At 69.0% G+C, this 17,052-nt stretch carries 4 protein-coding genes; all 4 read right to left on the bottom strand.

Features of this window, described 5'->3' with window-relative positions:
* Positions 1 to 19: 19 nt before the first annotated feature.
* Genes GCN75_RS26010 through GCN75_RS25995 form a run of 4 tightly spaced genes read right to left on the bottom strand, consistent with a single transcriptional unit; the run spans position 20 to position 17,041 of the window.
* Positions 20 to 11,152 carry a LysM peptidoglycan-binding domain-containing protein gene (locus GCN75_RS26010; protein WP_152284945.1) on the bottom strand — a complete coding sequence of 3,711 codons (11,133 nt, stop codon included), beginning with the start codon at positions 11,150 to 11,152 and terminating at the stop codon, positions 20 to 22.
* An 8-nt stretch (positions 11,153 to 11,160) separates the two neighbouring features.
* Positions 11,161 to 12,357: an endonuclease/exonuclease/phosphatase family protein gene (locus GCN75_RS26005; protein WP_152284944.1), complete on the bottom strand. Its 1,197-nt coding sequence runs from the start codon at positions 12,355 to 12,357 to the stop codon at positions 11,161 to 11,163.
* Complete coding sequence (locus GCN75_RS26000; protein WP_152284943.1) at positions 12,354 to 15,815, bottom strand: hypothetical protein; 3,462 nt, start codon at positions 15,813 to 15,815, stop codon at positions 12,354 to 12,356. Before GCN75_RS26000 ends, GCN75_RS26005 begins: the two co-directional genes overlap by 4 nt.
* Positions 15,812 to 17,041 carry a hypothetical protein gene (locus GCN75_RS25995; protein WP_152284942.1) on the bottom strand — a complete coding sequence of 410 codons (1,230 nt, stop codon included), beginning with the start codon at positions 17,039 to 17,041 and terminating at the stop codon, positions 15,812 to 15,814. The genes GCN75_RS26000 and GCN75_RS25995 overlap by 4 nt, the downstream gene beginning before the upstream one ends.
* Between the last annotated feature and the right edge of the window lie 11 nt (positions 17,042 to 17,052).

Here is a 17,052-nt window from a genome sequence, read left to right as displayed (position 1 = left end):
CCTTGATCGCATCCATACCTCACGCGCCTGCCAGCACGTAGCGTACCGAGCGGGCCATCATCAGGGGCTTGTCGCTGCTGTCGTCGTTGGCGGAAAACAGGCTGATGTCGAAAAACAGGGCCGCGTTCGTATGCGACGGCTGGGTCTGCGAATCCCAGGTGGCGATAAAGGCAGCCAGCTCCTGCGCCAACGTGTCGATCGAGGCCTGGTGGTCGCCATTGATCAGCAGCTTGACCGAGGGCAGCAAGGCGATCGGCAGCAGCGGCACCAGCCTGGTTTCGGCGGCGGCCACGGCGCTGCGCGCGCCACGCACGGCGCCTGCTGCGGCTGGCTGGCGTAGCAGTTCATAACCGTAGCTCACGGCAATCTTCAGCGTGCGCTCCAGATTGCCGGTAGCAGCGCTGCGGGTTAGCAAGCTTTGCAGGAAGGCTTGCAGCGCCGCTGCCAGCTGGTCGATGGAACCGCTGCCGATATCGACGTCGTGGTCTGCCTGCAGCAGCGGAATCAGCGGTGCAGGAAAGGCCGTGTACGGCGTCTGGTAGACGAATAGCGGGCTGGTCTGAACGCCGTCGACCAGGTCGGCATTGCGCACCACCGAAGCCGATAGCGTGAAGTTGGGCACCATCACGGCATCGAGACTGGCCACCGTGGCCTGGTATTGCAGCGCGCTATCGCGCGGTACCCCGGCCGGATAGGCATATACGGCTTGCGATGGCGTCGACGACTGCAAGGTGAGCGCCGCCATGCCGGCGCCGCTGGCATCCACCGCCAGCGCCGGCCACAGCGGTGCCGGGTTGGCGGACGCGGCGCGGACCAGCAGCGTGCTCAGGTCCGGGCCGCTGCCAGGTGCCCGGGTCAGCGTGTAGGCATAGGTGCCGGGAACGATCTCGGTGCCGGCCTTGGTCATCGACATCAAACGCGGCGGGGTCACCGCTGCCGTCGCTGGCCATGCGGCGGCCACGGCCGCAGCCAGCGCGGCGAAGGCGGCCACCGCACCCACGGTGGCGGCGCTGGCCGGGCTGCCGCAACGGTGCGCGGCCAGCAGGCCCGCATCGGCGCCAAGCGTGGGCCAGACCGTGATGAACTGCGCCAGCGCGGCGAACAAGGCGTCGACATTGCCGGCGTCGGCCTGGCGGCCCAGCGCGTCGCACGCAGCGGTGCCGACGTCAATGCGCAGCGCGCACTGGTCCTGGTCGGCATCCTGGTGGGTCCAGGTGGCGTCGGCATTCCAGCGCACCAGGTCGTTGCCGCTGAGCGGCACGGGGATGGACGCGCTGGCGTTTTGGCCGACCAGCGTGGGGGGCAACGGATATGCCCGCAGCGAAATCGGCAGCACCACGCCGGCGATGTTGCCGGTGGCGCTGTCGGCCGGATGGACCAGGGTCAGCCAGGTGGAGGTCTGGTAGCCGTTGCTGTCTGGCAAGGCGGTGGGCCGTTCGATCTGCGCCACTTCGTAGCCGATGTCGACGGTGGGCATGCGCGCGCTGGCCGGCGCCTGCAGGCTGAGCAGGAACGACGCGAGCACCGGTGCGTCCGTGTCGGCCAGCACCACCTTGGCGGTGGACAGCGAGGCATTGTTCAGGCGGGCCGAAGAGTCGGCTGGGTTCAGGCTGGCGCGGCCGGACAGCCGCGGCGCCATGCGTGCATCGGTGAACGGCGCATCGACCTCGACGCTGGCCTGCACCACGCCCTCGATCAGGTAGGCGCTCGACAGTTGCTGCAGCAGCGCCTGTTCCATCGAAGCGACCGCGTCCGCGCGGCGCGGGTCGGGCTGGCCGTATTCGCCGGGGCCCTGGCCACCCAGCACGTACTGCACGCGGCCTGCCACGGCGGCGGCCAGCGTGCGTTTGGCGCTGACGATGGTATCGAAGCCGGCCAGCGAGATTTCCTGCGCCGGCACCGCATAGTCGGGAGCCAGCATGCGGTCCATGGCTTCCAGGAAGGTCGCGCCCCATACGTCAAGGTCGATGCCGGCAAAGCTCAGCGGCAGCGCGGCGCCGCTCAGTCCCGTGCCCGACACGTAAGGCGTGACCGGCACCGAGCCCGACATCAGCGAGGTCGACAATGGTGGAATGGCGAACGAGCGCACCGTCGATGCCGGATCGAAGCGGTAGCCGATCGCGGGACCGCGCCGATTGCCGAAATTGACGATCCATAGCGCGTGCTGGCCGGGATTGTCGCTCTCGGCATCGGCTGCGCCGGTAGCCACGCGCACGCCGGGCAAGGCGCTTTCCACCGCGCTGGCCAGGGCGTCGAGCGACAGCGCTGCGGCCTGGCCGGCGGCCGCTTGCGGCGGCAGGTTCACTGTCGCCAGGCCGATGCCGGGGATGGCTTTGAAGTCGTCGGCGATCAGGTCGGCATTGCGCCGTTCGGTGATCGCTACCTTTAGCTCGACGATCGGTTCGGCGAACGCCGGCGCGATCTGCACCGACGCCGACCAGGCGAGCGGCGGCGGCAGGATCAGGGCGCCGGGTGCGATCAGGGCGACGTCGGCCAGTGCGGCGGCCAGCGCATCGAGCGTGGGTGCCGTGCCGCCGGGCGGCGTGTACTGGCCGAGCAGGGCGTTGAAGGTATCGAACTGGCCGGTGGTGTGGGCTATGCCCGCGAACGGCGGCAAGGCGACCCCCGGCGCCAGCAAGCCCAGCGTGCCGGCATTGGTGCGCGCCACGCCCGCCACGCTGCCCGCATAGCGCGCGGCGATGCGGGCCAGCGTATCGGCCTGGCCGTCGCTCTGGGCCAGCGCGCACATCGGCGGCGTGATCCAGCACGCGCTTGGCCGGACCAGCTGCGCCGTGGTGGCGTTGTCGCGCGCCAGCGAGGCGGGCGTGACGGTGTGGCCGGCTTGCGCAAAAGCGCTCACCAGCGACGCGAAGGTGGAATCGGCAAGCGACGTTACCGTGGCGCCGCTGGCGGCGTCCAGCACCGGCGCGCCGGCCAGGAACAGGCCGGGCAGGTCGATGTTCAAGGTGCCCAGCACGCTGGCGTCGTTGCCGGCGAACTTGGCCGCGATGGCCGCGAGCGTGCTGTCCGTGGCCTGGCTGCGGTACACCGCGTGGCGGTCGTGGCCCTGGTTGTCGATGGAGGCCGGAAGCGCCAGCTCGGCCTTGGGCGCCAGCACGGCACCCGCGTTGACGGCGGGTGCCGGCGCAAGACCGTCCCAGCGCGCCATGCCCAGCGCCGCCAGCGGCACCGGCTGGTTCGCCGCAAAGTGGGCCAGCGTGGTGCCGGCCGCGGGCGCGTCCGCGCTGACCACGCCCAGATACAGCGAGGTACCGGCCGCAAACAGGTTCGGCACGGTGGCGTTGGCGGCCGCCAGGGTGGCGATCGGCACGCCGAAGCGCTGCGCCAGCGTGCCGAGCGAGTCGTGCGCGGACGGCAGCAGGTCGTCGACCGACAGCGTCACGGGCGTGGCGAACAAGCCCGCCACGTTCTGGTTGGCGAGGGCGATTTCGCCGATGGTGACATTGCGCTGCAGCCCGGAGAATTTGCCCACCAGCGTGGCAAAGCTGTCGTTGTCCGTGGTGAGCTGGGCACCGGCAACGGCGAGCGCCAGGCCGTTGCGCAGCGCCGCCTGCGGGTTGGCCGTGGCCAGGCCGCTGACGGAACACTGGCTGGCGGCGGCCAGCGCGGCCAGGGTGTCGCCGGCGCCAGGGATGAGGGGCCGCGGCGGCGCCACCAGGTCGTTGGCCGGATCGAGCAAGGCCCATGGATTTTGCCGCACCAGCAGCTGCACATCGATCTCCCGGGCTTTTGCAATGCCGTCCAGCGTATCGCCGGCCACGGTGGTGTACAGCTGCGGCACGTCGAGCGGCGCCGCGCCGAACACGCTGGCGTAGAGCGTGGCGCCGTTGGCGTTGAACAGCCCGGCCGGCGCCAGCGTATGGCGCGCCGCGACGTCGCCCAGCGTTTCGCCGCCGCTGGCGCTGAAGACGGCGGCGCGGGTTGCGCACAGCGCGTCGAGCACGGTCCAGGCCGACATGACGAAGCCCTGGATCTCCGTGGAGGACAGCGCATGCTGAACTTGCGGCGCTTCCAGCGTGGTCGCAACCGTGAAGCCGATATCCGGCTGCGCCAGCTGGTAGTAGACGCGCGCGTAGGTGGCGCGATCGGTGGCCGCGTTGCGTAGCGCGCTATCGGGGCTTACCGTCGGCGAGACGCAATACTTATCGAGCTGCATCGACAGTGCCACTTGCAGCGCGGGATCGGCGCTGCCGTCGCCGCTGAGCGTGTAGGCCAGCGCCGTCGCCGGCCAGCGCGCCATGCCGAGCAATTCGTCGAAATAGCGTACGGGCTGGCTCAGGGTCTGGGCGCCACCCGGCATCGGCAAGGTGTTGCCGTATGGGTCGGCAAATTCGAACGCGAGGGTCACCTGCGCGCCGGCGTCCACGCCGGCATACGGGCTGCGCGCCGCCGCCGGCAGTGCGGGACTGCGGCTGCCGCAGGCGTTGAGCGCGAACGGCGCGATCGCCACTGCCTGGTGGTAGTCCCAGTGGTCATTGAGCGTGTCCGATGGCGCGTTGGCGCCGTTTTCCGTCGGCAGGCTTTGGGCCGGGCCGGTCGGCACGGCCGCGCCGCTGGCGTAGAAACCGGCCGGGCCGGCCAGGTTGGGCACCACCCGCTGCGTCAGCATGTGGAACAGCTCGGCAACGATGCTGTCGCCATCCATCGCGGTCGCCTGAAGCGCGTTGGACGGGTCCGGGTTCGGGCGGTTGAGCTGGAAACCGGCGTTGCCGGCCGCGATGGCGGGGGCGCGGCTCAGTGCCCCGGCGCTGAACTGCAGCAGGCCCGTGGGTACGAGCAGCGCCGCGTGGGCATTGCCCGCGTAGCTCGCCAGCGCCGCGGGCGTCAGGCCATTGCGCGCGGCCAGCGTGCCCAGCGTGTCGTCCAGGCGCACGGCGTCGGTGCCGGAGGGAACCTCGGCCAGGGCGCCGGGGCGCAGCAGTTGCGGCACGTCCGCGTTGATGGTGGCAATGGCGCCGGCATCGAGCGCCAGACCAAACGTCTGCAGGGCATAGGCCTGTGCATCGTTCAGCGAACTTTGCCCGGGCACCAGCCAGGTTGCCGGCTGCACGAACACATTGCTGGTGCCGGGATCGAGGTTGTCGCCGGCGATGGCGCAGTTATTGAAGGGCAGCATGGGCGCATGCGCGCCATTTTGCGACTTCAGCACGATCAGCAGCGTCAGTTCCGCTTGCGCACCCTTGCTGAACAAGGCGGCCGGCAGCGCGCCATTGGGCGCCGCGTAGCGCAGGTAGTAGCCGCCGCTGCGCACGATCGAGCATTCCCACAGCATCTGCACGAAGGCCGCTGCCTGCGCCAGCGGGGCCACATAGGTCGGGGCGCCGCTTTGCTGGTCGAGCAGGAATGGCGAGCGTTGCGACCGCAGCAGCGGCGCGGCGCTATGACTGAGGGTCGACAGGTTGGTCTGGACCAGCGCGGTCGGGGCGCCCAGGTCGTCCGAGAACATGCCGCTGGCCGTCGATGCGGGATTCGGCGAATACAGCAGGAACAGGGTGGCGTCGTCGTGGCCCAGTTGCGCCAGCACGGCGTCGAGCAGGGCGAGCCCGCTGTCGTCGACGCCGGTCACCATGATGGTCGAGGCGCCGCTGGCGCTGGCCGCGGCCGCGCCGGACAGCTGCTGCACGCCGACCCGTACCGCCGTTGCCCACGCATACGCCCTGGCGCCGCGGACGCTCATACCCGCGCCGGCGGTTTCCTGGGTGCCGATGGAAAGGGCGTACGGCGGCTGCGCGGCGCCGTCGGCCTGCAGCTGCGCGCACAGCGCGTCCGGGAACATCCAGATATCGGGGCTGCCGGTGACGCTGCCAGCGGCGGCCGGTGCATACACGGCGTCGGCCGGCAAGCTGGCAGGCTGCCAGGCCAGGTGGCGCTGCAAGGTGTAGCGCGTGGGCGCAAGCCGGAACAGCGGCAGCGCGGCAAGAGAGACGGGCGGGGCGAAGGCGGCGCCGCCGATCGCGGCGATAACGTCGCGCTGCTCGCTACTGAGCGGAAACGCCAGCGGGGCGGGATTGGCAATCCAGCTGGTTTTTCCATCCGGCGCCAGCGTGAACTGGTAATTGTCGGCCAGCGGCGGCGCCAGCGCGAACTGCTGCCCGGTTTGCGCGTACAGGGGCAGGGTGGCGATGGTGCCCAGCGCATGCGGCTCGTGCATCTGCTCCAGCGTCAGCTTCCGGAACGCGCTGTCGGCCGGGTCGGGCAAGCGCAGGCCGGACAGCATGAAGCGCGACGCCATCGGCGCAATCGTGCGCCACTGGGTGGCGGCCAGCGCGGCAAGCAGCTGCTTGACCGTCATCTGCTCGGCGTCGGCGACGATGATCTGCGCATTGGCCGCAAAGACCGGCGTCTGCGAGGCGTCGAGCGTAGCGGCCAGGCCGTCCAGGCTCAGGTTGAACAGCGAGGCCAGGCTGGTGAAGCTGTCGCCCGCGCGTACCGCGTAGGCCAGGTCCGGCAGGTCCAGCATCGCTTGCGGCGCCAGCAGCGCCGTCGCTGGCGGCAGCGCCAGCAGCGCCGCAGTGACCGTGGCCGGCGTGGTCATCAGCATATCGGCCAGGCTGTCGATGCTGTCGCCGGCCAGCAGCGTATGGGCTACCGGGGGCAAAGCCAGGGCAAGACCGGCCGGCAGCGGCGCGGCCGGGTCGGCTGACGGCAGCGTGTTGTGCGCGATGACCCAGGCGGCGGCAGCCGCATTGTCGATCAGGCCGCCGGCCAGGCCGATCAGCGAAGCGGCGACCGAGGTGAAGGTATCGCCCGCAACCGTGGCATAGGGGCCGAACGGCGAATGGGGCGGCATTGCCAGCTGCGCAAAGCGCACGGGATCGATGGGCAGGCGCAGGGCCGCGATCGGGTCCTGCGTGGGAAACACCGCGGGATTGGCCTCGAGCAGGGCTTGCGCCTGCGTCTGCAGGCCTGGCAACTGCTGCAAAAAGCTCTGCGGCGCGGCGCGCGCCAGCAGGCGCGTGACGATCAGGTTCACGCTTTCGCCGGCCAGGCTGGTCCAGGCCAGGCCGCCGAAAGCGACGCTGATCCCGGCGCCGAGCAGGGCGCCGTTGGCGGCGTTGTGCCGGGCCAGTCCGGCTGCGCTCAGCTGCGCGTCGGCCGGGAGCACCTTGTTGAAGGCCGCGGCGACGCTGGCAAAGCTTTCGCCCAGCGCGACCTGGTGCTGCACGCCGGCAAACGTGATGCGGCAGCCCTGCGCCAGCAGCGCCGCTTTGGCGCGGTTCGGCGAGACCACATTCAGGGCGGGCAAGCCCGGGTCGCCCAGGGCCGCGCGTACCTGGGCGATGCCGAATGGCTGGTCCAGGCTGAAAGGCAAACTCTGCATGACGTCGCCGGCCGCCTTGACCACCGAGCGCATCAGCATGGCGAAGTATTGCTCGAACACCACCTGCGCCATCGGCGTGGGCGCGGCGGCGCGCACCATCGGGGCGGCCGCATCGCCGCTGTGGGCGACGAACTGTTCGTAGTCGACCGCCAGCAGCGCGAAATAGGCGCGCATTTTCTCGAGCGTGGTGGCATCCAGCGCGTTGTAGGCGCCGAAATCGAGCGGCGCGCCCGCGCCGGCCGTCATGCTGAGTACGGGCGGCATGGGGAACACGGCCACCCCCGTCTCGTCGCCGTTCGCCTGCGCGGCCGGCGCTGCGATGGTGAACCGGTAGTTCAGCCCCAGGAAGGTGTCCAGGAAGCCGCTGTAGCTGAGCGCGGCCGCCAGCGTGGCGTCGTCGGCGAACGCGCGAGCCAGTAGCGCCACGTCGTCGTGGCTGACCAGGGTCGCATCGGTTTCACCCAGCGTGGCGCGCGCATTGAGGATGGCGCAGCGCACCAGGCCCTCGAGCACGTCGCCGATGCCGGCATCGGCGGCGCCGGCCTGGGGCGCCGTGTGTGCGCGCAAGCCGGCGGCGCGCGCCGGGATACCGTTGCCTATGCCGAGCAGCATGACGCCAGCCACGCCGCCATTGGCCCTGGTGAAGGCGGGCATCGCGTGCACGGTGACGGCGCGTGGCGCGGCGAAGACGGTTTGCGGCTGCCAGTCGAGCGTGATGTCGCCGGCGTCCAGGCGGCGCTGGATCAGCTGGCGCCGCGCCAGGCGGGAAAAATCGGCGTGCATGCGCTGCTGCGGCGCGTGCACGCCGGCGTTGTCGGCAAACAGCTGCAGGCGCGCCGGCGCACCGCTGCCGGAAGCCAGCACCCACGGCGTGGGCGAGGCCGATCCGATGCTGAACGAGGCGCTGACGGTGGCGCTGAACGAGCAGTGGATGGTGAAGAACACGATCTTGATGCTGACCTGGACGGATACGCCGACCGACATCGAGATGAGGATGGGCTGATGGGCTTCGATGACCACGATCACGCTGGCATAGGCCGTTACCGAGACGCTGGCCTGGATGATGTAGAAGTCGATGGTGCCGTACAGGCGGCCGACGATGGAGACGGTCCCCTGCAGCCAGTAGTATTCTGCCTTGTCTACGGCGGCGTCGCTGGGGTTGAACCAGCCGATCACACCCTCGACGATGCCGACCACGACCACCGACAGTCCGCCCGACAGTATCCCTTCGTCGATGGTCTTGCCGACGCCGACCGACAGCGCGATGCCGAACTCGATGACGGGGTCGAAGCGGCCGTTGCTGATCCTGGGGACGCGGCTCGAGGTGTCGCCGTCGAGCAGGGCGAAGTAGAAGCCGCCATAGCCGATAAAGGGGAACACTTGCAGGCAGAATGAATTGCTGAAATCCAGGCCCTTGGGGAAGCCCAGGTCGATGCGGAAATTGCCGTTGCTGTAGATGTCGATGGTAACTTGCGGCAAGGTCAGCGACACCTCGCCAAACTCCAGGTGGCGCATGGCGTCGGGCAGCTGCAGCTCGATATGGTAGACGCCGATGGTGTCGGTGACCTTGCGGTACAGGATTTCGAACTTGAGTCCGGCAAAGCTCTTGGCGCGCTCGCCCGCCAGGCTGATCAGGAGGCCGTACAGGTTCGGATCGTTGAACACGAACGCCAGCTTGACGGTGCCGAGCACGGTAAAGTCGGCGCCCACCAGCCAGCTGCTGTCGCTGCGAAAGCGCAGTCCGTCGGGCGAGGTGAGGTTGGGCAGGTTCGAGCCGCCGGCCGGCAGGGCCAGCTGTTCCAGCTTGGCGATGACGGCTTCCACGTTGGCCGGCTGCCAGCTGGGCGCAAAGCCCACGTGCTGGCCGATGCCCACATAGCGCAGGTCCAGCAGCTTGTCGCCGCCGCCCGGCACCGCGGGAGGGTTGTCGTTGATCGGGTCCCAGGCCAGCGGCGGCTTGCCGGAGTCGCCGCCGAATTCCACGCCCAGCAGATTGCCCGCGAGCGTGATCTTCGTCGTGCTGGGGCCCTTGGCGTTCTGTTGCCAGGAGATGCCGAGCTGGGTCAGCGTCAGGAAGCCGAGATCGATCGTCTTCACATAGTCGATGTCGACCTTTTTGTTGGTGATGTCGACCTTGAGCACCAGGGCGTCGAGCGAGATGTCGAGCAGTTTGTCCCACGGCGCGCCGAACGACACCGTGTAAGTGGGGTCGACCAGGTGCACGAGGTGGCCCAGCATGGTGCCGACCGTCTCGTCGACCAGGTGCACGGTGAAGGTGCAGCCCACCTTGGGATCGCTGCTCAGCGCGGCGTTGACCTGGGCCCGGATCGGCCCCAGGCCGATCACCCCGTCCAAGGTGGCGCTGTACTTCTTGACGGGCCCGGACGCATCGATTGCCACGCTGATGGCCATGTCCTCGACCGTCAGCAGGCGCGTGCCGAACAGCGCGATGCTGGCGCTGGCGATGGCGCCGATGCCCAGCTGGCGGCTGGCTTTGTCGATGTCGATCCAAAAATTACCCACCGAAATGGTGAGCAGGTCGGCCGGCACGTTCAGGTCGCCGCCGAACAGGGTCTTGTTGACGGCGGCCAGCGACAGTACGACCGGAGCGCCGCTCTGGCGGCCCGTGATGTGCAGGCTGGGCAGATACACGTCGACGTCGAACTGCATCTTGCCGTCGTAGTCGAAACCCGCATGCAGCAGCAGCGTCTGTACCGTGCCGGGCCGGAGGAAAGTGACGTCCCACGTTGCGCTGAGCGACAGCGTATAGGCGTCCCACAGGGGCCAGGGCTTGAGCGTGCCCACGACCAGGGTCAGCGCGTTGACCTGGGCCGAGGTGGTCAGGGTCATGTTGTAGCCGATGAAGCCGAAGGTGTCGAAATACGGCTTGAGCTCCTGGGCCGGGCCGCTGAAGAATGCGTTCCACGATTGGCCGCCGACCAGCGAACCGAGGCTGAGCAGGCTGGCGCTGAAGGCGCGCGGCATCACCGACAGCTGGATCAATGGCGATTCCGGGTCCGACAGCGGCAGCGCCAGGGTCACGTCGAGCACCACCTGGCCGTCGCTTGCCGATCCGGCCGAGATCGTCGCGGCCAGCGCGACGTCGGTGAAGTGCTGGACGGTGCCGTCGGCCCCCGTGTTGGTCGCGTACTGGACGACGACGCGCGGCTGCTCCAGCGTCAGGATGCCGTCGATGCCGAACGGCGCGATATTCAGCTCGGCCCCGAGCCGGAACGCCAGCTGCCCCTTGGCGTCGCGCAGCAGATCGCCGCCCAGCGGGAGTGCGGCCTTCAGCTGCAGCAGGTCGGCCAGCGCGCGCAGGATGCCGTCCGGGAACAGGCTGCAGGCCAGGCGCAATCCCTGGTCCGCCTGGGCGCTGGCGAGCACCAGCGCGGTGCCGGTGAGGGCCAGCTGGTCGTAGGGCTCGAATGCGATTTCGGGAAAGCTGCTGCCCAGCGCCCAGTCGGCTGCCGCGCCGCTGGCCAGCTGCTGCGGCTGCAAGGTCAGGGTGATGTCGATGCTACTGCCGAACGCGAAGGCGATCGACGCCGCGCGGCCGTCCAGGTTCAGGAAACCGTCCGCGCCGGACGGCACGCCGGCACCGGCAAGCGTAAAGCCGGCCGCCGGCGGGTCGAGCGGGATCGTGGCCGCATCCACCAGCAGCAGCACGGCGCCGTCGTCACGTTGCAGATTGCGCCGCACCAGGTCGTCGAAGCCGCTGATGCCCAGCAGGGCATCGTCGATCCGGACCTGGCCGTTGCTGCCTGCCTGTTGCCTGAGGGCGTACGCGAGCTGCTGTGCTGTGAGCATGGTTGTTCTTATACGGTGAGGAGTATGGGGAGATGGTCGCTGGTGCCGTCGGCCAGCACCGCTGGCGCACTGGGAATGCCCGCGGGCGTGCCGATCTTGCCGAAATTGAAGCGGTCGCGAAAACGGTCCACCGGTATCGGATTGTCGCCGCGCGTGAAATCCGACAGCGCATAGCTCATGGCCCGCCCGATCCGGTTTGGAGTCTGTGCGACCCGGTCGATCGCCTCGCACAGACAGTTGTCGATGTTGCCCGCTTCGGCGCCCAGATGGATCAGGGCAAAATCGAGCGTCTCGTTTTTACTGTAATTGCCCGGCGTCGCGTCGGGTCCGCGCCTGAGCATGGTGGGGCCGAATTGCGGAAAACGGTTATAGAATGTCTGGATCGGCCCCGGATACAGCTTGGCGAATCCCTTACTGAATGTCGAGTTCATCGACAGGTAGCCGGAGCCCGTTGGCGCGCTGACATCGACGTTGAAGTCGCCCGCGATCAGGATGATCTTCTTGGCCGCGTCGACAAACGCGATGCGCCGGATCGCGTCGGCGGCACGCGCGCCGTTGGCGGTGTCGCAATGGACGGAATACAGTTCGAGCGTGCGCTGGGGTGCGGCCACTTCGGTAAACGTGGTCAGGAAGGGGCGGCGCGAGGTGGGATCGGGAAACCCAGTGATGTCGGCGAACGAGGTCGTCCCGGCCCAGGTGCTATCGGCCGGCACCACATTGGCGTAGGCGCCCGTGTAGGCGGCAGGCGTGCCCGCCGCAGCCGGCCCGGCGGCCGTATTGATCCACGGGCCCGTGAAGGTGACGCTCTTGCTGTTCCAGAAAACGCCGATGCACTCGGTGTAGCGGCTGCCGCCGTCGATGATGTCGATCTGGGTCGAGTTGATGCGTTGCGGCGGCACCAGGTACCAGGTGTTGCCCAGCATCGAACGCAGGTGCGCCAGCAGCAGGATCAGTCCGGCCGGACCGCCGCTGCTGCTGTCGGCCAGGGTGCCCGGTTCGCCGGCGGAGGCACGCGGCTCGACCACGACAAACACGTCGGCCGCGGTGCGCCTGACGGTGCTGACGATGTAGCTCAGCGTGGCCAGGGCGCGCGCGGCGTCGTTCTTGGTGCGGCTCAGGTTTTCCGCTTCGGCATAGCCGGTGGCCGTCTGCCCCACGATGCGGCTGCTCGAGAAAAATTTGATGTTCCAGACCAGCACTTTCATGTTGCGTCCCCCTGCGGCCCGCCCAGCGCCCGCAGCGCGGTCTGGCGCAGGGCCGCGTGCGCCAAACGGTCCTTGGCGCCGGCGGGTTTTTGGGCCTGGTCCTTGGTGTAGGCGGCATACCAGCCCAGGCTCGAGTTGTGCTGGTCGTCGGGATTGCCAAACAGGGCCATGTCGATTTGTCCTCCGGTGGGAAAGCTGATGCCCAGGAACTTGAGCGCCAGCGCGTTGAGCAGCAGGTAATAGGTGGAGGCGCCGTTCTGTCCCAGCACCAGGGCACGGAAGCCCAGGTCGAGCACGCCTTCGATGCTGATCGTGTCCTTGCCGCCATCGCTGCCGGGCAGCTTGAGGCCCACGAAGACCTGGTAGTTGCCGGCGGCCGGACTCCAGGCCGCGATGAACTGGGCGATGAAGCCCGCTTTGGCGGCCAGCGCGCCCAGGGTGCCCAGATCGAGGTCGAACACCAGGCCGTACCAGGGATAGGCCAGATCGCTCTGGGTCAGCGCGCTTTGCAAGCCCAGATAGCCGGCTCCACCCGGCGTGCTGACGGAATCGGCTTGCAGCAGCGCTGCCAGCGACAGGGGAAAGTGCTGGTACAGGCTGTCTGGCCTGGCGACGCTGGTGGCCAGGTCGAACGCCATGCCGCCCGCATCGAAGGCAAAGCGCGCGCTGTCCTGCTGGTCGGGCGCAAATGCCATGCGTATCATCAGCTTGCTGAAGCGCAGGCCGGCGGGCGCGTCGCCGCCGCTGCGGCCGAACGAGAACACGTCCATCTCGAGCGCGGCAAAATCGAGCAGGCCGGCCAGCGCGAAATACGTATGGGTCAAGCCGTCGTTGGCGGAATCGAATTCGGTGACGAATTGCGCGCTGCCCACCTCGATGGCGTTGAACACATTGCCGGCCACGATGGGGAAGACCTTCGGCTGGTTTTGCGCTGTGCGGAACAGGTAGGTGTCGTGCACGACGCCGGCCACGGTCTGGTGCTGCAGGGCGCCGAACAGGTACAGTATGCTGTCGGCGGGCGCCTGGTCGACCGCGTCGCCAAACAGCTGGCGCGCCATCAGTTCGACCTTGCTGGCGAACGAGACGATCGCCGAGTTCAGAAAGCGCACCTTGAGCGAATCGACCTGGAACTGGTAGGGAGCGCCGCTCGCGCGTAGCGGCGTGACGGGCGCGTTGTAGTCGACCAGGCCGAACATCGACGACGGCCGCAGCGTCAGCGGGGTGACGCTGGCGTCGATCTTGCTGATCTCGATCGCCAGGTGATGGGCGCGAAACAGCGACGGGTCGATTCCCGCCGCCAAGCCCTTGCATTGCTGGGGGAGCTGGGCCAGCGGCGTGCTCACGTTCAGGAACAGGATGCCTTGCCAGTTCGGATCGGTGACGGCCGTGACGAAGGCGGCGAAATCGATGTCGCCGCGGCCGTTGTCGAACTGGGCGATCGCGTCGCTGATCTGCGCGCCGATGCGCGCGCTGGCGGCGCCGTCGTCCAGGTTGAAGGGCACAGGCGCAGGAGCACCGGCTACGCGGGCCTGCGCCCAGCTTCTGGGATCGTTGATCAGGTCGGCCAGCGCGCCGCGCGCGAATTTCCAGATCATGGCGGTGTGCAGGGCCGGCGGCGTGGTGGCCGGGGTCCACTGGTCGGCGTCGAGCGCGAAGCGCCAGTCTTGGATGGTGATCTCGCGCTGCGCGGGGTCGGGCGACAGGTAGGGGGCAATCGCGGCGGGATTGCTCATGACCAGCAGCAGCTGGTTGCTGGCCAGCGCCGTGCGCAGCGGATCGCCGTTGGCGATGGTGTGCAGCGCGAAGCGGCTGCCGTCGGCCATTTGCGCGATGACGAGGGACTCGATGGTGTGCAAGGTGGGGTCGGCAAACTGCGCAAGCAGGCCTTGCGGGGTGACGCTGCCCAGGCCGGTGCTGGCGCTGGCCGCCACGCCAGGCTGCGCGCGCCACGCGGCGGCGGCTGGCGCGCTGCCGCGCGCGGCGATCGTGGCGCGCCGCAGCGGGCTGATGACCCGGGTTTCCAGCATCCGGCAGGCGGCCAGGTCCTGCCCGTCGATGCCCGCATACGGCAGCAGCGGCATGGCATTGGCCGCGGTCATGGCGGCCGGCAGCGTGTTCGCTCCCACTTCCAGATACACCAGCGGCGCCAGCGCGCCGGCGTTGGACGGCTGGTACAGCACCGCGCCGTCGGGCTGGGCGAAGTAGCTGAGCGCAGCAGCCTCGCCCGCCAGCCACGCGCAGGGCAGGGCCCAGGAGGTCGTCGCGCCAGCCGTCAGGCGGGTGGGCGCGGCGTTGGCCGCCGCGGGATCGAAACCGTCGGCAAACGCGGGCGCGCCGCTGAAGAAGGACAGCGCATTGGCTGCGGCCAGGCCGATATATTCGACGCCCGACAGGCCGCACATGAAGCGGCTGCCCGCCGCCGTGGCCATGACCGTGGCGGCGCTGGGCGCCTGGGCCTGCTGCTGGCCGCTGGCGGCGACGAGAAAGTCGCCTTTCGGGATCAGGGTGTAGAGGTCGTCGGACGACGCTGGAAATGCGCTGGGCCGGGCCGCCAGCACCAGCCGCGCCGGCGTGGCCGTGGGGCCGCTCGCGTCCTGCACCGGCGCCAGGGTCAATGCGTGGCCGGTGACGCCCGCATAGCAGGAGGTGAGGGCGCCGGTGGCTGCCGCGAATGCAAAGAAGCTGCGTTCCTCGGCCGCGCTCCACGGCGCCAGCGTCGCTTGCAGCGTGGGTGTCTGGGCCACGTCGAACAGGGGATAGTGCAGTGAACTGAGCAAGGTGGCATCGTCCGTGCCGCTGCCAGCGGTGGGATAGTAGGTGCGCATGCCGACATCGAGCAAGGCCAGGTCGGGCACGCCGCCGGTGGCGCCCAGTGCCAGCTGGAATTGCAGGCTGCCGGCATGCTCGCCCTGCAGCGCGATGCTGACCGGGCCGGTGCCGCCCAGCGCACTGGCGCCAAAGCCGCAGCTGAACGCAATGGCGCCCGCGTTCTGCGACAGCGTGAACCCTGGCTGCGCCGGGTCCAGGCCGAAGGCCGTGCCCACGCCGACCGTCAGCGCGTAGTTACGGTAGGGCAGGTATAGCGTGCGCGAAGTGCGCAAGCCGCCTTGCGCCAGCGCCAGTACGTAGCCGTTGAGCTGGCCGTTCGCGGGCACGCCGCTGTCGAACCAGGCGATGCGCGGCGAGCTGAAACTGGGCTGGCCCAGCAAGTTCCAGGCGGCGATGGCAAAGGCCGTCTCGCCACCGGCCGCCAGCGGCTGTTCGAGGAACAGGTAGGTGCCGGGCATGGCCCAGGTCTGGGCCAGGGTCAGGACGGCGCCGCCTTGCGCGCCTGGCGGCAGCAGGAAGCCGCGGCGCACCGAGCCGGGCGGCGGCACGGCGCCATCGTCGGAGGCGGCGTACAGCAGCGGACAGCTTGGCGACTGCAGGAACTGCAGGCCGGCGGCAGCGGCGTTCAAGACGGGCTTCCAAACGCGATGGTTACATAGTCGCCGGCCAGCAGCGGCAGCGCGAACGCCTGCACGTCGTTGACCAGCGCGTTGGGCGCGGCAAACTGGACGGTGAAATAGGCCACGGCGCCCGGATTGGCATTCGTCGTCAGCGCAAGCCGGCTGAGCGATACCACGCGCTGGGCCTGCGCGACCGGCAGCCAGGTGGTGTAGCGCTCGAGCAGATTGGCGACGGTGGTTCCCACCGGCAGGTATACCGATTCCGGGTTTGCATTGTTACCCAGCTGTAGCAGGACCGCGATCTCGGGAATGACCACGTCGCGCCCGAAGAAAGTGGCAGTGAGCGCGGGATTGCTGCGCAGGGCGGCCAGCGTGGCGGCCCCCGTGATCTGGACGTTGGTGCTGGCGCTGGCGCTGCCCGGGGCGCCGGCCGCAATGACGTTTTGCGGATAGATCAGGCGGTGATGGCGAAATGCGCTGCCCGATTGCTGCAGATCGATCAGGCTGTTTACGGGACCGGATGGGGGCTGCGGCGGGACCAGTTGCGGTGCGGCGATGGTGCCGAGGAAGGCATCGAAGGCTTGCACTGCCGTGCCGTTGGCCACATTCGTGCTGACGTGCCATGCCAGCGAACCGGTGGCGACATACGCCGAGAACGCCTGGTTCGGCGGCGCCAGGTACTGGCGCTGCGATGGCTCGCTGCGCAGGCGCATGCCGGGGCGCAGGTCGACCGAGGCCGGGGCGCCGGTGCCGATGCCCGTTTCCAGGCCGCAGCCGTACAGCAGCAGCTCGCCGAGCGGCAGCGGCAGGTACTGGATCAGGGTGGCGGCGATTTGCGCGGTGGCGCCCGGTACCAGCAGCGGCGGCGAGCTGAGCTCGAAAGCCGTCTCGATGCCGGCCACGAACGCCAGGAAATTGCTGCGCAAGGCGGCGCGCGACGCGGGCCTGGTGTTCCACGCGTTCAGGCCGGTGAGCGTGAGCTTGAGCGTGACGCTGGCCCGGGTCGGCGGCGGATTGAAGGTCACCGCCATCGAGAAGTCGGGGTTGCTCAGCTTGAGCGTGGATGGATCGCCCAGTCCCGTCCACAAGTTGGGGAGCGCCAGCGGCACAGGCGGCGACTGCTTGCCATAGGTGAACTGCGGCGGCAGCAGCCAGGCCTGCAGCTCGCCAGGCGCATCGGGCCCGCTATACGAGGTGTACACCACATAACTGTTGTTAGGACTGAATGACGGCACGGTGATCCTCG

Source organism: Janthinobacterium violaceinigrum, from assembly GCF_009208555.1.
Classification (GTDB): Bacteria; Pseudomonadota; Gammaproteobacteria; order Burkholderiales; family Burkholderiaceae_D; genus Janthinobacterium; species Janthinobacterium violaceinigrum.
Note: the sequence above shows the minus strand (reverse complement) of the source record. Positions and strands in the feature narration are given on the sequence as shown.

What these genes read in the sequence shown, in the direction of transcription:
- GCN75_RS26010 (WP_152284945.1), bottom strand. Translation starts at nt 11,152, where the DNA reads ATGCTCACAGCACAGCAGCTCGCGTACGCCCTCAGGCAACAGGCAGGC.
- GCN75_RS26005 (WP_152284944.1), bottom strand. Translation starts at nt 12,357, where the DNA reads ATGAAAGTGCTGGTCTGGAACATCAAATTTTTCTCGAGCAGCCGCATC.